Raw genomic sequence first — 17,451 nt, 5'->3', positions numbered from 1 at the left:
CAAGAAAGGCAACGATGTAGCCTCGACGGGCAAGTGCAGCATCCCTGGGACATCTCTAACTGGACACACATCATTACCTCTTAAAGTTTTTAATCAAGTTTATCTTGAGCTACTTGGTTCAATTGGATATCGACGTTAGTAAATAAGGTGCCGCTGATTCACATCGTTGGCGTAGTCGTTTACACCGCGACCATGCGCGCTCTTCGTCACTTCGGCTGCGTACCACTAGCTCGATACGTCGATTCTCTTGGTTCGAAACCGCGCGCTTAATCACTTCATCGAGTACAAAATAGCTATGTTAAGTTATTAATCTCGGGGGAAGGTCAAGACGAATAAAAACTTTGGTAAACTAAAACGCGTTAACGCCAGTTACCTCTGCGCTATATTTCCATAGTTTACTAGCTTCATCCGCGTCAAGTGCGTAACTGCAAGCACCAACGAAAGGCTCTTGGTATTCAGACGCCATCCCAGCAATGTTGCAATCTTCACAATAAAGTCCACCTAACCCCTCAAGTAACGGACTGGTCGCCACCCAAACTTGGGTTGAAGCTCCTTGCTCAGGTGATTTAAATGTAGGATCAATCGGCTTACCGTTAGAGTCTATCCATCCTTCTTGTGCCATTTCCTCATCGGAAAGGTGACGCTGTAATGGCGTAAAGATCTTGCCTGGATGTAATGAATATGCGCGAATTCCATGTTCCTTGCCATACTTATCAAGCTGGTACGCGAAAAGCGCATTTGCTGTTTTGGATTGACCATATGCCAGCCATTTGTCATATCCGTTTTCAAACTGTATATCGTCCCATCGAATTGGCGACAGATGGTGACCTGCCGATGACACACACACAACTCTTGCTCCGGGATTAATATTTGTCCAAATTAAATTAACTAACGCATAGTGTCCAAGATGGTTGGTAGCGAACTGCATTTCTAACCCAGCGCCTACTCGCTGTTCAGGCGTAGCCATAATACCAGCGTTGCATATTACAAAGTCAAAATGAATACCTTCATTTTTCATTGTTGATGAGAATCGTTGGACAGAGTTGAGATCAGACAGATCTAATTGATAAGCGATGACATTATTGATTTCTTGAAATCGCTCTTGAGCTTTTTCAAAATCTCTTGCACCAACAATAATACGAGCCCCTGCACTTGACATCGCTTTTACCGATTCAAATCCCAAGCCAGAATACCCACCCGTAATTAGGGCGACTTTACCTGAAAGATCCAATCCTTCTACTACGTCTAATGCCTTGGAGCGTGCATGAAATGGGGACTTTGTTTGATTAGTCAGTTTCATAATAACCTCAAAATTAGTTTAGGAAAGTTCTGCTGCTGTGTGCGGAGTGTAAAACTTTTCTAACGCCATGATTTCTTCTTCGGCAAGTTCTATATCGAAGCAGCGGACATTATCAACTAGCTGCTCTACGGAGGTGGCCCCGACAATTGGAGACGTTACCGCTGGTTTAGAAAGCAACCACGCTAGTGCAATGTGTGCAGGTTTACTGTTCTTTTGATTCGCAATATCATTGAGTGTTGATATTATTTTCTCATCAGATTGCTCCGCGGAAGAGTATAACCACTCAAGAACTTTATCCGTGCGGGATCGGCTCGTTTCAGAAGACTTTGCCAATTTTCCTCTTGCGAGTGGGCTCCATGGTGTGACCCCAACACCTTCTGACAAGCAAAAAGGTATCATCTCTCGCTCTTCTTCTCGATTGATCAGGTTGTAGTGGTTTTGCATGCTGACAAATTGTGTCCACCCATTAATTAAAGCTACATACTGCGCCTTGACAAACTGCCATGCCCTCATGGATGAAGCTCCTATATAGCGAACCTTCCCCATACGAACCAAATCGTTTAATGCTGACATTGTTTCTTCTATTGGGGTGCGGTCGTCCCAACGATGGACAATATATAGATCAATGTAATCGGTATTGAGCCTTTGTAAACTTTGATTGACTTGCGCAAAGATTTCTTTTCTTGAAAGGCCGCCACTATTGGGTGAGTCGACCATTTTTTCATAAACTTTAGTGGCAACAACAACATCGTCACGGTAAGCGTATTTTTTTAAACACTGACCTAGAAACTCTTCACTCGAGCCCAATGAATATATATTGGCGGTATCAAAGAAATTTATCCCTAAATCCAATGATTTGCGGATAATACGCTCACTTTCCCCCTTACTTAGAGTCCAATTATGAGCCCCTTGAACTGGGTTGCCAAATGACATGCAGCCAAGTGCTAGTCTGGAGACTTTGAGTCCGGAATTTCCTAAATTACAATATTCCATCAACGAGCTGCCATTATTCGTTCAGCTCAGTCAGCCTTGACCAAGATGCGAGATTCTCATCCAAGGGAATATCAAGACTTGATAAGTACATTGCGGTCATCCAGCAGTGGCCAGCAAGATGAGTGGCATCAGCGATTTCGCCTTGAGTATAAAATTCATTGAGTTGTCGGAACGAAGATGCTGACGCTTTTCCTTCTAGAATGCATTCAGAAATATAACGTACCATAGCCTGCCTTTTCGGAGGCATATCCTGATAGTTGGCGCGTTCGATGTCATCGATTTCCTTTTCAGATAATCCTGCCTTAATAGCCAGCGGGTAATGGATCAATCGTTCAAATTCACTGTCGACGAGTTTTGCAACTCTCATCACTATGATTTCTCTTTCAAAATCATTTAAGTACCCTTGAGTAATCGCCCCACCTAACGCTAGATGCGGCCCCGCAGAGCACTTAGTAAGTAATAATGCTCTCGTTAAGTTAGAAGGGAACTTTTCATAGACATGTTTTTGTTTGTCAGACATATTTTCAACGGGAATAAGATCTACACGTGGTTTATTCATCATTTTTCCTTATTGCGCTATTTTACTATTAATTGACTGAATTGATTTTTCGGGTGAGTGCATATTTATATTGATAATGTCTGATATGAACCCATCTGGGCGAACAATCAAACTGATTGGGTGTTTAGGTAGTAAATCTTTTAGGTAGCCGAGTACTTTGCCACTTAAATCGACGACGTGTGAGTGTGTAATTGATGTCTTGGCTTGCTCGAATATTGAGGCCCAAGTGGAGTAGACATATTCATCCCCAGGCCACAAAAAGATCGTATGTTCGCTTAGATTAAGATATGGACCAATAGCAGACGTATCCCACTCCAAAGGTATTCTACGGCCAGGCTCTAGCTTTAGCTTTCCTTCAGACAAGTCACCCATAGGTATATCTAACTGGGCTACTCGAGGGGCAAAGTATTTATCAATCGCTTTAGATTTAGAAGCAGCCCTGAATGACATATCACGCGCGAATATCGCAGCTCTATTTTTATAGAGGCTAACGTCTGCCAGAAATGTTGATAAACTGGAAATTCGATCGATACTGTTTTTTCTTTCCGGCGAATAACTCTCCAAAAGCGAAGATCTAAAATCTCTTTTAATAACGCCAGCCAACTTCCAAGCCAAGTTTATTGCATCCTGAACCCCACTGTTCATTCCCTGAGCGCCAGAAGGGCTCATGGTATGCGCTGCGTCTCCAACAAGTATTACGTTATCGATTTTGTAAGTGGATGCTGAACGTACGTGGGCATCAAAAGTGCCACAAAAGTTCATTTTACCTAGAGACTTATTACCCGGTACACGTTCGGCCAGTGCGTTATTAAAGAACTCCCGATCGATATCACCCTCATAATTATCTGGGACACTTGCACCGACACGGAACAGTCCATCTCCAATAGGTGCCAAAACAAGATTTCCCGTACGGTGAAGGTAGTAGCCAACCTCTCTACTCGTTGCCTCGCTTATCAGTTCAGTATCAGTTATGGCCAGTCGTGTTTTCATTTGAAAGCCATCGAACCCAAAACCAAAGCAATCTCGAACTTTGCTCGATCGACCATCTGCTCCAATTACCCAGTCATAAGTGAGATTCTCTTGATTACCGTTATCACTTAGTAAAGAAACTTCTACTTGTTCTCCAACGTTTTCTCCATGAACAAATTGACATCCATATTCGACATATATACCGGATTGATTCAACAAACTTTCAATTATTTCTTCCGTTTTCCACTGAGGGATCGCTATACCATAGTTATAATTTGTGTAGTTAAGTTTCGAAAAATCGATATTACCGATTTCTTTTTTATTTGAATAATACTTCATTTTATCGAAGTAATGCCCTTTAGAGATAATCTCTTTGGACACCCCTGTTCTAGAAAGTAATTCCAAAACTCTAGGCCATATAATTGTCGCTTTGGAGTGTGGGGAGGTTCGTTGGTGCTTGGAGATTATCCTCGATTTCACTCCTAACTTAGCCAGTTCCAACGCGGTAAGCATGCCGACTGGACCGCCTCCGACAATTAAAATCTTGCAGTCATCATCCAATAATTTCATTACTCGTATCCTATGATTTTAATTTCCTATATCGATTCATAATTGGTATCGATGAAATAAAGCAAATGAGTGAAGTTATAACCAGTATCAAAGAAAAAGAAGAGAGCACCTGTAACTTATCAGATAAAAACTCTTCAGACCGTTCGTTATAAAATATGTCTATTCCAACATTTTTACTTATAAATACCGCCGTAAAACTAGAAACAAGAGGTATAAATATAGATTCACCTCCAATCCTAAATGTGTTGAATGTGCCTGCAGCCAAACCTGACTTCTCAAGCTCTACTGAACTAACTGCAATACCATCTAAATAGGACAACGACACCCCAAAAGAGCATCCTAAAAAAAACATCGCAAAACAGAGCTGAACAAATGAAGCATCTGAAATCACTGCGAGCAAATATAATGGTGAAATAACAAGACACATTAAGGTGACAGCAACGAGAACGTTATCATTCACCTGAGCCCTGAACTTCGATATCAATGGGGGGAACATGAGTGATGGTAAGGTTGACATCATCACAACGGTACCCACTTGAGCAGCGCTTAAGGAAGTCACCTTATTCAGAATATAAGGGATATACATCATCAAACTAATGTATCCGCCACCCAACAACAAAGAGATAATGCTCATGCTTGAGAACTCTTTGTTTGACAACAGCTTAAGATCTACAATAGGGTTAACTGCCTTACGCTCTGCAAAAAACAATAGCGGTAAGCAAGCAGAGAGTAATAGACATATAGATTTTGTTTTTATATCCCAGCCCCATACCGGGAAGAATGATGCTACCGAAACAAGCGAAAATATGACTACTGTCAGCAAGACGCTGCCACAAAAATCAAATGCTCGACTTTCTCTTTTCGAACGTTCCAAAATAAATAGAGATGAAATAAGCAACGGAATCAAAATGACCAGGTTAATTGTCGAGTAAATAATCCAGCCATTAGAATAGTCATTTAATAAGGATGACAAAAATGGACCAACAATCATACTCACGCCAAGAAATGTACCAAAAATCGAAAAGGAAAATTTCCGATTTTTTTCAGCTATATTCGTCGAAAGTAATGATGTGGCAGAAGTAGTAACAGCTGCAGCACCTATGCCGCATAATCCTCTTGATATTACAATGTTTTGATAACTTTCTATTAAGGTACCCAGGACGAACCCCATAAAAAATAAACATAATCCTATGAAGAATGTTCGCTTTCTTCCGAACAAATCTGACAATCGGCCAGTGATAGGAAGAAACGATGCGTAGAGGACCATAAATACGTTAATAAACCACTGTGATTCCTGATACGTTAGACGATACTCTTTCATGAGAGATAACATGATCACTGAGGATGATGTTATATTCATGGGTATCAGAAACATCGACAGGCAAACCGTTGATAGGATGTGCCATTCTTTTCTTGTAAAGGTCATATTGATGGTAATGCCTCGACATTTTCAATATCTTCAAGGCGGAAGACTCTTGTCTCTTTAATCATGATTTCTGTATTATTAATGAAATCAACGGTGTAGTTGAATTCCATATGGAGATCAATACTTTCTTGGCTTTCCCATCGTTCGATAAGCACATACTCATCTCCAACAATATATGTATCGAATCTTTCACACCCTTCCTCAGCTAACGTCATCTCCCTTAGTTTCGATAATAGTGAACCAAATTCTTTGAAATTTTCCTGATTAACTTTAATGAATACAACGATATTTTTAGACATAAAAATCTACCTAATAGTTTTGTTAGTTTATCTCAACCTAATGGAACCACCGACACTTTCAATCACATGGAAGGCCCCATTATCTAAAAAGTTCCTACCACTTTTTGAATTAATAATATACTTCATGTAAAGGTTTATAATCCCGCCGTGGGAAACGACGAGAACATTGCCTTCACTATTAGTCGCTATATTATTAATTTCATCTGAAAAACGAGTAATGCAAGACCGCACACTTTCACCACCTAAAGGAATAAAGTTAAAGTCGGATAAATTTTTAATAATTTCAGGGTTCTTGTTTTTCTTGCCATCCAAAATTCCCAAGTTTCTTTCAATTAATCTTCGACTTTTAATCACTTCCAATTGGCTATTTGAAGCGATTATCTCCGCAGTTTCTACAGCCCTAATATATTCAGAGCTGTAAATTTTTTTAAAAAACAATGGTGGAAACTCGCTAGCTATCTTTTCAATTTCTTTAATGCCTTGCTTACATAAAGGTATGTTTGTCTGGCCCAAAAATCGACCTTCGATATTGTACGAGGTTCGACCATGCCTCATTAGATAAATCATACAGAGTCAGATTTATGCTGTAACATCACATCAATAGATTCACCAATAGTCATTGAAGGCTCTAATTGACCGTGTTGGATACGTAGTTGAAACTCTTTATTAAGTATCACGGATAGCTCAAGTAAAACCAATGAATCTAACTCTAGGTCATCGTATACGGCAGACTCAGATATATCTGAATCCACGATGTGGTAACTGTTTTCTAATAAATCAGCGATTCGTTTATAAATATCTTTTTTCATGTTATTTTTCCTTTGTTTATCTAGTTAAATAAATTCTGGTTCTATGTTTATCTCAGGCCATTTTAAAATAGCGGCTCCCCAAGTGATCCCCCCGCCAAAAGCAGTAATCGCGACTTTGTTTCCTGGCTTAATAGTGCCCTCTAACACATGCTTAGTTAATGTAATTGGTATCGAAGCGGAGGATGTGTTGCCAAACTCTTCTAAACTGGTAAGGGCTTGTTCCTCTCTCAGGTCAAATAGACTGCTCAACGTGTCTATGATCCTTTTATTTGCTTGGTGAGGTACGATGAAATCCAAATCGGTCACAGGTAGATTTGCTAGATCAGAAGCCTTGATTACGGCGTTTTTCATATGAGAAATAGCTTTTAGAAATACGTCTTTACCTTGCATCGTAAAGAATGCGTTCTTGCTCTCTTTTTCTCTCAACGCACTTTCGCTTCCTCCCCCTTCTACAGTGATTAATTGTTCATACCTTCCATCACTGCCGGTATAAGAAGAGAGAATGTTTTCTTCATCGCCATTTTCGATGATCATTGCACCTGCCCCATCACCAAAAAGTGGAAAAGTCGCACGATCTTCTTTATCTAATAAGGTTGAATACACATCGGCACCGATCACCAATACTCGTTCCGACTTTCCGGATCTAATGAAAGATTCTGCCATTTCTAGTGCATATACGAACCCTGTACATACCGCATTCATATCAAATGCGGTGATTCCTTTTAAGCCCAACATTGAAGCGACTTTTGGGGCTGTTGCTGGACATTTTCGGTCTGGTGTCGTTGTCGCCAGGATTAGCGTATCAATATCGTAACGCGCTGACATACTGTTGATTGCCGCTAACCCTGCGTTATATGCTAGCTGGCTGGTATATTCATCTGGCCCAGAATGGTACCTTGTTTTAATTCCAGTACGAGTTGTTATCCAGCTATCTGTTGTGTCCAGTTCTTTTGATATATCTTCGTTAGATACTTTTTTATAAGGTATCGATGCTCCTAAACCAACAATCTTAACTGGCATGTTTCATCTCCGGCTTTACGGCTAGCTTATGTGTAACAGAACAACGAAGAGAAATATTCGAAACGTTAGCCACTATATCGGCACTTCGCCATTGGTATCCATCAACCAGTGTGAGGGTTATATTTTCCAACTTGACCGAAAGCACGCCTTCATCACCATACTGCTCTCTCTCTTCAAATTTAAAACTACGCATCCACAAGTTATTGGATTCTTCGCGCTTTATTCCGTCCAACTCATAGAGCATTATTTGTCCTACTTGTAGGCCACTGACAAATACATCGATATAATCCAGTTCGGAATTAGTTTCCCCATGCGTAGTTTTCTGTAAATTAGATAAACTATCGTCTTGATCAGCAATGGTTATATTGGCTATTTTTTGGGTGCTATTTTTGAACCAATCATCGACGAAGGCGAATCTGTCTTCCTTTGCATTATTCTTTTTGTATGTAGCTAGAACTTTCATATTGCCTACAACACCATCAATTTTTATTGTCTTTATCAATTCCTCTTGGTTTTGAAATGAAACCGAAACAGAACTGAGACATTCGAGAGGCGACGTTGATGCCCTTACGATCAAAGATGAAATTTGGTAACCAGTCTTCCCTGACGAAGACATCATCGATTCGCATGCACGAGAAGCAAGAATTAGCGTATCAATACTACTTAAGTGAGGGGGGAGTTTATTCTTCTTCAAAGACCAATCCTCCTGGTAGAGGATATTAAATATTCCGCTGTACTTACGAACAGTCACGTCTTCTTTAATCGTTTCATAACTCACTTTTTTGTATCCAGAGCCAAAGAATCGACGGTCTGGATCCCCTAAATACATCTCTACACTTTCAATTGTTTTCATTCTTATTTCCTTATTAAACAATAGTAGCCAATCACACGATATACATTGATAGAGTTTTCTTAAGATAAGTGGTCGCCATTAAAAGCAGTGAGTACATGTCTTTACGTATACCTAATCCTCTGGATATTGAATATATAGAGCAATCTACGTTTACGTATTTACGTATTTACGTATTTACGTATTTACGTATTTACGTATTTACGTATTTACGTATTCACGTCTTTGTTATTCACCTAGTGGCAGGGGGATCTTTCACAAGGGGAATTAATACTTATTGGCCAGATCGTCGGTTAACTCAATCTCACTCTCCGCATCGGAAACAACCGCCATGAGGTCACAAAAGGACCAGAATCGCGAGCGTATTTTGATAGGTACTCAAGGTACGTTTTATTAACCTTTCCCATATTATTCATATAAATAGCACTGCTTTCTCTATGTGAACAGTATACATTTCTGATAGTAACAATCAGCAAATGCTGTCTCATTAAATATTATTAATTGGGTATGATTGGTTAGACAATGTGTACTAGGCTTAGAATCTTTGATGTCGAAGCTGACTTCATTCTATTTTCTGTCTTTGTTATTAGTACGTACGTTGGTAGGGCCACCTTGCCCTTATTCTTCAGTGCTCATACATTTGATATTGAACAGTGAATGTTTTGTAATTATTGAATATTTCTATGACCTTAATTGGTCCCATGAAATATAAAGGTTGAGCTCATATCTGTTTATTTAACCAGACTACGTATTGATGGTTATTGGGACGTGATCTGGTTAACGTACAGCAATGAACTGTATACATACAGGTTCTTATGATACTATACGTCCTAGAACTGCCATTCTAGGACGTATGATCATCATTAGTGGGAAAGGATCGTTTGAGTACATTGTCGATATTGGGTCAACAGCCGTTTGATCGCCTATTACCGCATGAATTTGCGCAAGGATTGGCGTCGGCGCAGCGCGCTGGCGAGGTATTGGAAGGGCATCCGTTGGTGGAAGCGGCGATCGCCCACTATCAACAGGAGTTTTTTCAGCGCGCTGAGCGGTTGCAACCGGCCACGTTGGTGCGATTACGCAGTGCCTGGGCGACCTTTGTTGCCTGGTGTTGTGATCATGAGCGTTGTGCCCTGCCCGCATCGGCGCAGACGGTCGAACAGTACCTGATCGCCGAGCAATCCCGGTTACACCGTAACACTTTGAAAGTTCAGGTGTGGGCCATCTCTAAGACACATAGAATATCCGGCTGTCCCGATCCCTGTCAGAACGATTACGTCAAAGCGCAGCTGCAACAAATCCACCATCGCAAAGTGCGTCAGCGCGAAGTGATCAGGCAGGCGATCGCCTTTCGGGAAACACACCTTGATCGTTTGACGAACATCTGGGGGGCGCCGACGGCGTCGCTCACTGAACTGCGCGATCTGCTTATCGTCAGTGTGCTGTACGAAACCCTGCTGCGAAAAAGTAACGTGGAAACCTTACGGGTGGCGGATATTGAGTGGCAACGGGACGGAACCGGATTGGTCAAGGTGTATGTGACTAAGACCGACAAGAGCGGTGACGTCCGATACAGTTTTCTGTCAGGCACGACCATGGATGTGATGGAACGTTATCTGGCCCACCCGGAGATCAGTGACGCGCCGGACGCGTACCTGATCCAGCGCACCAAGTTATCGAGCAAGCAGATGAAGGGACAATCGCGCCAGACGGCCGCGATGGATCCGGTGTCGGCCAAGCTGATCGGCCGGGTGTGTGTCAAGGCCAGTGCGGCTGTCGGGCTGGATGCCGATCGTCATTTTACGGGTCACAGTGCCCGTGTTGGGGCAACGCAGGACTTGCTGTCGGAAGGATTTTCTTCCCTCCAGGTTCAACAAGCCGGCGGTTGGAGCTCTGAGCGAATGGTGCTTCGCTACGGCGGTGGCGTGTTGGCTTCGGAGTCTGCGATGGCGCAGAGAAGACGGGCTAAACGCCCGTCATAACTGCTTTAACGCATACATAAGCTGTGCATCAGACCGCCCTCTGTTTACGGCGAGTTTTGGCGCCCTACCCCCTACAGAACCTCCTCAAAAGGCGTCACGGAGATGGCATCGAGCCAAATCCGATCTCCAGTGAGCCCTTCACAGTCACAGCGAGGCGTTAATCGGAACTCGATCGTGTTGGAAGGCTGTGTTAACACGTGGCGATACGGAGAAAAAGCGGGATCGCTGAATTCATGTCGCTTCCGAACTGGGTAACCATTGACATATACGTGGAGTTGCTCACTGGCCATCTCGTCGGCAAATTTAGCCCAATATGTTAACTCGCCCGGCGGCAGATCATCTATCACAATCGACGCGGTTTCTGCAGGATTGAGCTCGGGCGCTCTTAAGGAACTGTTGTCTCGGGCATGCTGAAAATCGCGCTGCCATGCTGGGCCGTTCGCGTATATGGTCCCCTCCTGTTTTGCTATATCCAACGTCGAACGATACTGAGGAGCGGCAGGGAGGGACAAGCTCACTACCTTAGAGGAGAGGATCAGGTCATGCTCCTTGACTGCCACGGTTAGCTCGCCAGTGTTCATCGGTTGCGCCTCGTTCTGGTTCACATCGACGACTATCTGACACGTCGCCTGAGGCTCTAAGCCTGTTTGACAACGATTGTCGACCAGTCGGATATTGTCAGAGACCGAGGGCTCATCGAAGTATACCGCTTCGTCGCGGTGATTTCGGAAGACGAATGTATGGCGATAAGTGCCTTGGGGCTGGATGCCGAGAAACTCGCGCTGGGTGAACTCAATGTTGTGTGTCTGACTCTGAAGCCAGTCGTACACATGCGGGGTGCTGGCGTAGACTCCATAGGCATTGGGGCGTGCACAGCCTTCGCCCGAACTGACGATGCCCAGGTGCTGGTACTGACCGTCGCGCTCAACAATCAAAGGACCACCGCTGTCACCTTGACACGAGTCCTTTCCTCCTTCCTTATAACCCGCACAAATTTCGTCGTGGCCAATCTGGTCATAGGGATAACCCAATGCCCGACACGTTGGCAAGTCGACAAAAGGCACACCCACATAACGAAGGATCGGATCCAATCCACTCCCCTCCTGTAAGTGCCCCCAGCCCATGGTGATCAACATTTCTCCCGGTTGCAAAGAGGCGTAGGTGTCAGGACTGGCCAGCGGCAAACTTGGTTGCGTCGAAGGTGTCGTCAGTTCCAGCAGGGCATAATCGGACGGAGGCGGTGCGAGGAAAATGTTTTTCACAGGAATACGTTCGCCATCATTGTCATTCAAATTGTACGCGCCGATCGCCACCTTGAGGCCCTGTGGGCTTATGTTTCCCACGCAGTGGCTTGCCGTGACGGCATAACGAGGATGGATCAACGCCGCCCCGCATCCCTGACCTAACACCAAAGGAGATAACTTGGCCATAAACGGCCACTGACCTTTCTCAGCCGGCTGTCCGCCGACAATTTTCCCCGACACCGGCGGATCATCGCTTGCGTTGGCGAACGATGACGCTATAAAACTGGTGCCGAAGACCAGACAACTTAATGTTATCAGCAATTTTGTAATCGGTTGCATAATGCCTCTTTCTTCGGTTTGGAATGGAGAGGTAAGGGTGTGGCCTGCGGGCGTTTAATGCCAATTATTGATTGTCATTAATTAACCGGCAGGAGGTGACGTTTCGGTTATTGGCTGCAAGGATTGATGTTGGGTTTGGTAGTGATGTGGTCGGTTCGACGGATTCGATATTATGTTATGGCACGTATCATTTAGTTATAGTGCGCCAAGTTTATTCATCATCAGAGGATTAACAATTATTATTAATCCTTAACCTGCATTTACACGCCCTTGTTCCCTACTTAGTATCTGCCCTTCGTCGGTGCCGCTACTCAGTTCAATGTGACCGCTTTTATATCAGCGGAATAAGCGCGCACTTTACACGCGCTAACAAAGGACACCACATGATAAAATACCTATCAGCCCTGATGGGTCTGCTGGCATTGGCCGCCGCGTTTACATCCTCATCCCAGGCCGCCGAACAGCGCCTTCCTCTAGACGTCTTCACCTCGGTCACCGCCAGACAGGATATTGAACTGACGATTGGCTGCGCAGCAGATCCTCACTTAGTGGTGATGGGCTCGCGAAAGGGCATCGAACAACTCAACGTGAACAATCAGGACGGTGCACTGGTGTTAAACAACCCGCGCTCAAGGAGCACGTTGAACATCAAGCTTTTCACCAATACCCCACTGTCTGCCATCAGAGGAAAGATGGGCACGCAGATTAACGTCTCATCGTGCGCCGTTAACCCGGAAGCGTTTCAGATCACAGCCAGTAAGGGGGCAGGCATCAACGTGGAAGGCCGTACAGACCTGCTGCGTTTAAACCTGTCTCAGGGCGCCAACTTCAACCAAATGTGGACCCCATTCTCAGTCAACGTCGCCCAAGTACGTCTCCGTATGGGCTCCGTGGCGTCGTTATGTGACGTCCGCACGGTGAGTGGTACGCTGACGGCAGGCGCCCACCTATCGATTGATAGCTCTACGTCGCTCGAGATTGGGGAAGAGGACATGTTTGCCAGTACTGTCGCACGTTCGGATTGTCGTTGAGTCCATCGCGACTCAGCTCTTGACGCAACGTTGCATGATATCGGTGTACTCCGTCACACTGCCCGCCATCCGATCACCTTTAACTACGGGCAAAGGAGAGGAAAACTCCCCCTCTCCCTCGATACACACCACGTCATCGCCTGGCGGACTCGGTGTGCGTACCAGGGTTAAGTGGCTCCGGTTGATGCTGTCGAGTGCGGTGATCCCCTCACTTTGAAACCGGGCCAGATCGCCCACCAGGGTAACATCTACACCTCGCGTTTGCAGAGTCAGAATCACCTGATCGAGGTGAGAAAGTGAAAAGGTGGTGTGGTCACAGATGACGATTTGAATATCATGAATGGGCCATTCTGGCTCGCCCGCCTCAATCAGTATCGTTAAATTGTCGAGGCTGGAAATCAACTCAATGCGATACCCCAGCGAGATTAATTCACGCCAAAGCGTTAATAATGTGGGGAACGCGGTGAGGTCAAAGTGGCAGAGGTCAAAACACACGCGTTTTTGGTAGTTAAGATGGAGATCTCGTCCCTCTTCAATGCCACTCACCCTATCATACTGCCCGCTGTAAACCCGAAAGAACAGAGATAAGGCGTGCTGCTTATCGGCGGACCACTGTTCGGTTGTCATGCGCACGAAAATGGATGGGAACAGTCTCATTCTTGACCTCCTGTATGGGAATGGTTTGAATACCCAGGGCCGACAGCAGATGTTTTACGTCGTCAGAGCGGCGTCGGGCAAAATTGTGCTCAAGCGCGCTTGAGCGATGAGGATCGGAAAACACCCGCCAGCACAGTTTGCAGATATTGTCATCCTCGCGGCCCAAAGCAATGTCCGCTTCGCGCAACAGCGGCACCAATGCTCCGGCACCGTAAAACACCAGAGTCCGCAGCAGACGACTGTCGTTCATGCGTCGGTAGATATCGACGATCGCATCCTGATAGATATTGCCGAACGACAGCCCCTGCGTCTGATCGCTGCCGCAATAGCAAGGCGACACATTGCCTTTCGGATTGACGGTCAGTTGAAGCCGGGCGTGGCAGGTGTCCCCGGCGCTTTGCTCCGAGAAAAAGTCGCGGTTCGGCAGCAATTTAGTGGCTCTTCCCATCTTCGCCACTGGCCCGGATTTAATTTGATCCACACTGGTCAATGACCGATAACGCAATAAGCCTAAGGCCTCTTGAATGCGATGACGTTGGGTGGTGAGCACCCGCAGCGTGATGGCGATCCCTTCACGGTGACAAGCGGCAATCACATTATCGATCGCCACGGGCGATATGTAGTCAAGATGCCAAATGTCCCAACTGAGGTCCAAATGGGTCAGCCCTGCCTGACGCATGGCTCTTACCGTGGTGTACGCCTGCTCTTCATCCCGCCCCCAAAAGCCATTGGTCGTCACCGAGATGGTCGGATAGCCGTGATGGCGAGCGTGTTCAAACAGCGCAACGCATCTGCTCAGCGACAGCAAGGGCTCGCCGCCGGTCAGCAGGAAGTGTTTGGTTAAAGGTGCGAGTTCTGATGCCCCTTCAATCACTTTTTTGATCGCACCAAGGCGCAAAGTACGACGCCCCGAGACCTCCGACCCTTTCGGGCTGGCATATTGATAACACATGCTACAGCGAGCATTGCACCGGTTGGTGTATTCCACCACCAAGGCATTAAATGTGATGGGCCAGGTTTGAAACGCCGTGTGACGTGCGTGTAACGATTCAGTCATTACCAGCTTTGTGTGCACCGGCGTTGGTCGCCTTGGCGTTCAGGTAGGGATTAGCCGCTCCAACACGGGCATAGCTCTCTTCAAGCGTGCGCAGCGCTTCGGTCAAAGAATCCAACATGTACGCATCCAGATGACAACCTTGGTTACGCGTATACAACTCGGGATCGATGAGAAACTGAGCACGATGCTCCTCGGACGAGAGCAAAAAACTGATCAGCTGAATCCTTTCACCTACGGTGTCATTGACCATGTAACTGTCCTTTTTCGGGCTGACAGACGTGACGCGCCGATTGACAACACCAGCGTCGATTTCACATAGGAATAGGACAGATCCTGGCGATTCGTTATTTATTAATTGTTATTTATTGTTTACTTTCCGTCTTGGTCCGACATTAGGCAGAAATGACGGTTAAGCGTGAGCAATTAACACAAATCAATAACAAACCTTGATGATCTCCGAACGACTACGTAGAGCGGGTATGGGTTATCCCTTAACTCAATAGAAAAAACCGTTGGCGGGACAGCTTATGTGCCATTTAACGCACAGGAGAGTCGCCATGACCACCTTTAAGCACCGTTTCATGACCGCGATGCTATGCCTGTTCACTCCCCTTCTCTCAGCAGTACCACACTATTAAATGGCATGGTCGCCGGAACGGCCATCGTGTTGATGTAACAAGCGTCGCTCAACGCAACGGACGCGGTACTGTTTGCGGGGGGGGCCGGGAATGGACATTGGGGGCGGCGATGTCTTCGTTGTAAGGTCCCCGTCCTCACCCGATAGGGCGGATCACGTCAGGCTTACGCAGGCGCACAAATCATCTCGAAAACACGTGGCAGTAACCGGTTAATTTTTCCACAACATTTGTGGATAACTTTTTTAAGCTACTGATGTTTCTAATCTTAACCGTGACTAAACCTTGTCAAGTCCAGTATTCAAATCTTGCAGTTCTCTCCGCAGAGAAATGGGCGGTTTAGCGAGACGTTGCCAAGGTACTGACAGGCTGGCCTCCACACCTTGATACGACCAAGGACTGAGGCAGGAAATACTACCTTCTCATTAACCCCGCAATACCAGATGGTACTTAGCACTGATTTCTCTATTTTTATCTTTCATTACGCTCATGGTTGCATAACAATAATCACTCATTAACCACAACTTTAGTAAGGTTATAGTTATGAAGACACACCATGTGATCCCCCTCAGTCTGCTCCTGGCCACCGTCCCTTTTTCTTTGTCATCCGTGTATGCCGAGGAAGTCCGACAAGAACAGCGCGCCGAGGTCGTTCAAGCGAACTGGCATGAAGCCTACGACTTAATGGGCTACTCGCGCGGTCAACAATTCATCATTCGAGCCATCGGTGAACTCACCACGGAGGAAGCCCTCAGGGCAAGACTGACCGACTGGTATAACTACCTCAATGCAAACGCGACAAAGATCATCGAGCAGGGATTTTTCCCAGATGATCCCGACTATCGCGAGGCGTTTGTTGCCAAACAAGTGGTTTTCTTCACATTGTTTTTGAAAGGCGAACTGACCGTAGAACTCCTCAAGCAGTTCGAAGACAGGCACGATGGCAACCCCATCAACACCATCACTAATGAGTTGTTTGATGAATTTCTAAATCTATCAAAGAGTTACTTTGCGACGCATTACCCAGATTTATCTAAGGTACTCGACATCCAAACACTGGTCGAACCCTTTAGACCTTATGTGGTAACGAATGTCGGCACACCTTAACTCACACGCTTATGGCAGGCCGTAAGGCGATTTATGGACTTTCATACCAATACGGAACTCGGCAGACACGCATGATCAACTGCCCTTCTGGGTGTGGAAGTCCGGTGGCATCAGGTTACAGGGTAGCGCCACTCCAGCGTTCAGGAAATGATGGATGTCCGCGATAAAATGAATGAGATCAGGAACTGCTCCGATGTAACCCCATGCGCATGTATTCTGCAATCAAATCACGTTTACTGGCGTGAGCCTCATGCCCCTCCACTGGTAAGGAGAACGCTCTCTCGACAACGACCCTATTAATTATCCTTATCTCACGCGATCTCTTGCCATCATTAATCACTCCCAACCGCCAATCCCTTGAGTAGCGTGTATTAACATCGCAATACGATCGTATTAAGATGTTAATACACTTCAAATCTCAACTCGCCCGGAAGGCTTGCTGTATAAGGGCTCAAAAGATTGTTAATACAATCGTATTAACAATCTGCCAAAAATGCACAAAACGCCTCTCTAGCCCTTGCCAGTAAAGGGGTTAATACATTCTTAATACAATCGTATTAAGAATGTATTAACATTTTGCCGAAATTTTAGTGGAGAATCTGAA

At 45.3% G+C, this 17,451-nt stretch carries 18 protein-coding genes; 3 read left to right on the top strand and 15 right to left on the bottom strand.

The window, feature by feature from the left end; translation table 11 throughout:
* Nucleotides 1-349: 349 nt before the first annotated feature.
* Genes ELS82_RS17665 through ELS82_RS17620 form a run of 11 tightly spaced genes read right to left on the bottom strand, consistent with a single transcriptional unit; the run spans nucleotide 350 to nucleotide 8,798 of the window.
* Complete coding sequence (locus ELS82_RS17665; protein ID WP_134836654.1) at nucleotides 350-1,300, bottom strand: SDR family NAD(P)-dependent oxidoreductase; 951 nt, start codon at nucleotides 1,298-1,300, stop codon at nucleotides 350-352.
* Between the two features lie 18 nt (nucleotides 1,301-1,318).
* The gene (locus tag ELS82_RS17660) at nucleotides 1,319-2,293 is read right to left on the bottom strand and encodes an aldo/keto reductase (protein ID WP_134836653.1); all 975 of its coding nucleotides are present in this window, start codon (nucleotides 2,291-2,293) and stop codon (nucleotides 1,319-1,321) included.
* 13 nt (nucleotides 2,294-2,306) lie between these two features.
* Nucleotides 2,307-2,852 carry a carboxymuconolactone decarboxylase family protein gene (locus tag ELS82_RS17655; RefSeq protein WP_134836652.1) on the bottom strand — a complete coding sequence of 182 codons (546 nt, stop codon included), beginning with the start codon at nucleotides 2,850-2,852 and terminating at the stop codon, nucleotides 2,307-2,309.
* 9 nt (nucleotides 2,853-2,861) lie between these two features.
* Nucleotides 2,862-4,391: an FAD-dependent oxidoreductase gene (locus ELS82_RS17650; protein ID WP_134836651.1), complete on the bottom strand. Its 1,530-nt coding sequence runs from the start codon at nucleotides 4,389-4,391 to the stop codon at nucleotides 2,862-2,864.
* A gap of 10 nt (nucleotides 4,392-4,401) precedes the next feature.
* Complete coding sequence (locus ELS82_RS17645; RefSeq protein ID WP_244230809.1) at nucleotides 4,402-5,724, bottom strand: MFS transporter; 1,323 nt, start codon at nucleotides 5,722-5,724, stop codon at nucleotides 4,402-4,404.
* Nucleotides 5,666-5,797 carry a hypothetical protein gene (locus ELS82_RS27355; protein ID WP_279630709.1) on the bottom strand — a complete coding sequence of 44 codons (132 nt, stop codon included), beginning with the start codon at nucleotides 5,795-5,797 and terminating at the stop codon, nucleotides 5,666-5,668. Before ELS82_RS27355 ends, ELS82_RS17645 begins: the two co-directional genes overlap by 59 nt.
* A gap of 16 nt (nucleotides 5,798-5,813) precedes the next feature.
* The gene (locus ELS82_RS17640) at nucleotides 5,814-6,116 is read right to left on the bottom strand and encodes a putative quinol monooxygenase (protein ID WP_134836649.1); all 303 of its coding nucleotides are present in this window, start codon (nucleotides 6,114-6,116) and stop codon (nucleotides 5,814-5,816) included.
* Between the two features lie 27 nt (nucleotides 6,117-6,143).
* Nucleotides 6,144-6,671: a histidine phosphatase family protein gene (locus tag ELS82_RS17635; RefSeq protein ID WP_167489367.1), complete on the bottom strand. Its 528-nt coding sequence runs from the start codon at nucleotides 6,669-6,671 to the stop codon at nucleotides 6,144-6,146.
* A gap of 8 nt (nucleotides 6,672-6,679) precedes the next feature.
* Nucleotides 6,680-6,925 carry a phosphopantetheine-binding protein gene (locus tag ELS82_RS17630; protein WP_134836647.1) on the bottom strand — a complete coding sequence of 82 codons (246 nt, stop codon included), beginning with the start codon at nucleotides 6,923-6,925 and terminating at the stop codon, nucleotides 6,680-6,682.
* A gap of 24 nt (nucleotides 6,926-6,949) precedes the next feature.
* Nucleotides 6,950-7,945 (bottom strand): beta-ketoacyl-ACP synthase III, encoded by a 996-nt coding sequence (locus tag ELS82_RS17625; RefSeq protein WP_134836646.1) that lies wholly within the window; start codon nucleotides 7,943-7,945, stop codon nucleotides 6,950-6,952.
* Nucleotides 7,935-8,798: an AvrD family protein gene (locus tag ELS82_RS17620; protein ID WP_134836645.1), complete on the bottom strand. Its 864-nt coding sequence runs from the start codon at nucleotides 8,796-8,798 to the stop codon at nucleotides 7,935-7,937. Before ELS82_RS17620 ends, ELS82_RS17625 begins: the two co-directional genes overlap by 11 nt.
* A gap of 878 nt (nucleotides 8,799-9,676) precedes the next feature.
* Here ELS82_RS17620 and ELS82_RS17615 point away from each other — a divergent pair.
* Nucleotides 9,677-10,777, top strand: a complete 1,101-nt coding sequence (locus tag ELS82_RS17615) for a tyrosine-type recombinase/integrase (RefSeq protein ID WP_134836644.1) — start codon at nucleotides 9,677-9,679, stop codon at nucleotides 10,775-10,777.
* 71 nt (nucleotides 10,778-10,848) lie between these two features.
* Here ELS82_RS17615 and ELS82_RS17610 read toward each other — a convergent pair whose 3' ends face one another.
* Entirely contained in the window at nucleotides 10,849-12,360 is a 1,512-nt protein-coding gene (locus ELS82_RS17610; RefSeq protein WP_134836643.1) for a S1 family peptidase, read from the bottom strand.
* A 383-nt stretch (nucleotides 12,361-12,743) separates the two neighbouring features.
* Here ELS82_RS17610 and ELS82_RS17605 point away from each other — a divergent pair, with 383 nt between their 5' ends.
* Nucleotides 12,744-13,391 carry a GIN domain-containing protein gene (locus ELS82_RS17605; protein WP_134836642.1) on the top strand — a complete coding sequence of 216 codons (648 nt, stop codon included), beginning with the start codon at nucleotides 12,744-12,746 and terminating at the stop codon, nucleotides 13,389-13,391.
* 12 nt (nucleotides 13,392-13,403) lie between these two features.
* Here the strand turns inward: ELS82_RS17605 and ELS82_RS17600 are convergent, their stop codons facing one another.
* From ELS82_RS17600 to ELS82_RS17590, 3 genes are read right to left on the bottom strand one after another with little or no spacing between them, the layout of a single operon-like run.
* Nucleotides 13,404-14,048, bottom strand: a complete 645-nt coding sequence (locus ELS82_RS17600) for a hypothetical protein (protein ID WP_134836641.1) — start codon at nucleotides 14,046-14,048, stop codon at nucleotides 13,404-13,406.
* Complete coding sequence (locus ELS82_RS17595) at nucleotides 13,990-15,105, bottom strand: radical SAM/SPASM domain-containing protein (protein ID WP_134836640.1); 1,116 nt, start codon at nucleotides 15,103-15,105, stop codon at nucleotides 13,990-13,992. The genes ELS82_RS17600 and ELS82_RS17595 overlap by 59 nt, the downstream gene beginning before the upstream one ends.
* A complete protein-coding gene (locus ELS82_RS17590) occupies nucleotides 15,098-15,355 on the bottom strand; it encodes a hypothetical protein (protein WP_134836639.1) in 258 nt (85 codons plus the stop codon). Before ELS82_RS17590 ends, ELS82_RS17595 begins: the two co-directional genes overlap by 8 nt.
* A 928-nt stretch (nucleotides 15,356-16,283) precedes the next feature.
* On the opposite strand from ELS82_RS17590, the gene ELS82_RS17585 reads away from it, so the two are divergent.
* Nucleotides 16,284-16,847, top strand: a complete 564-nt coding sequence (locus tag ELS82_RS17585; RefSeq protein ID WP_134836638.1) for a hypothetical protein — start codon at nucleotides 16,284-16,286, stop codon at nucleotides 16,845-16,847.
* The last annotated feature ends 604 nt before the right edge of the window (nucleotides 16,848-17,451 follow it).

Source organism: Vibrio ouci (assembly GCF_004551525.1).
Classification (GTDB): Bacteria; Pseudomonadota; Gammaproteobacteria; order Enterobacterales; family Vibrionaceae; genus Vibrio; species Vibrio ouci.
Note: the sequence above shows the minus strand (reverse complement) of the source record. Positions and strands in the feature narration are given on the sequence as shown.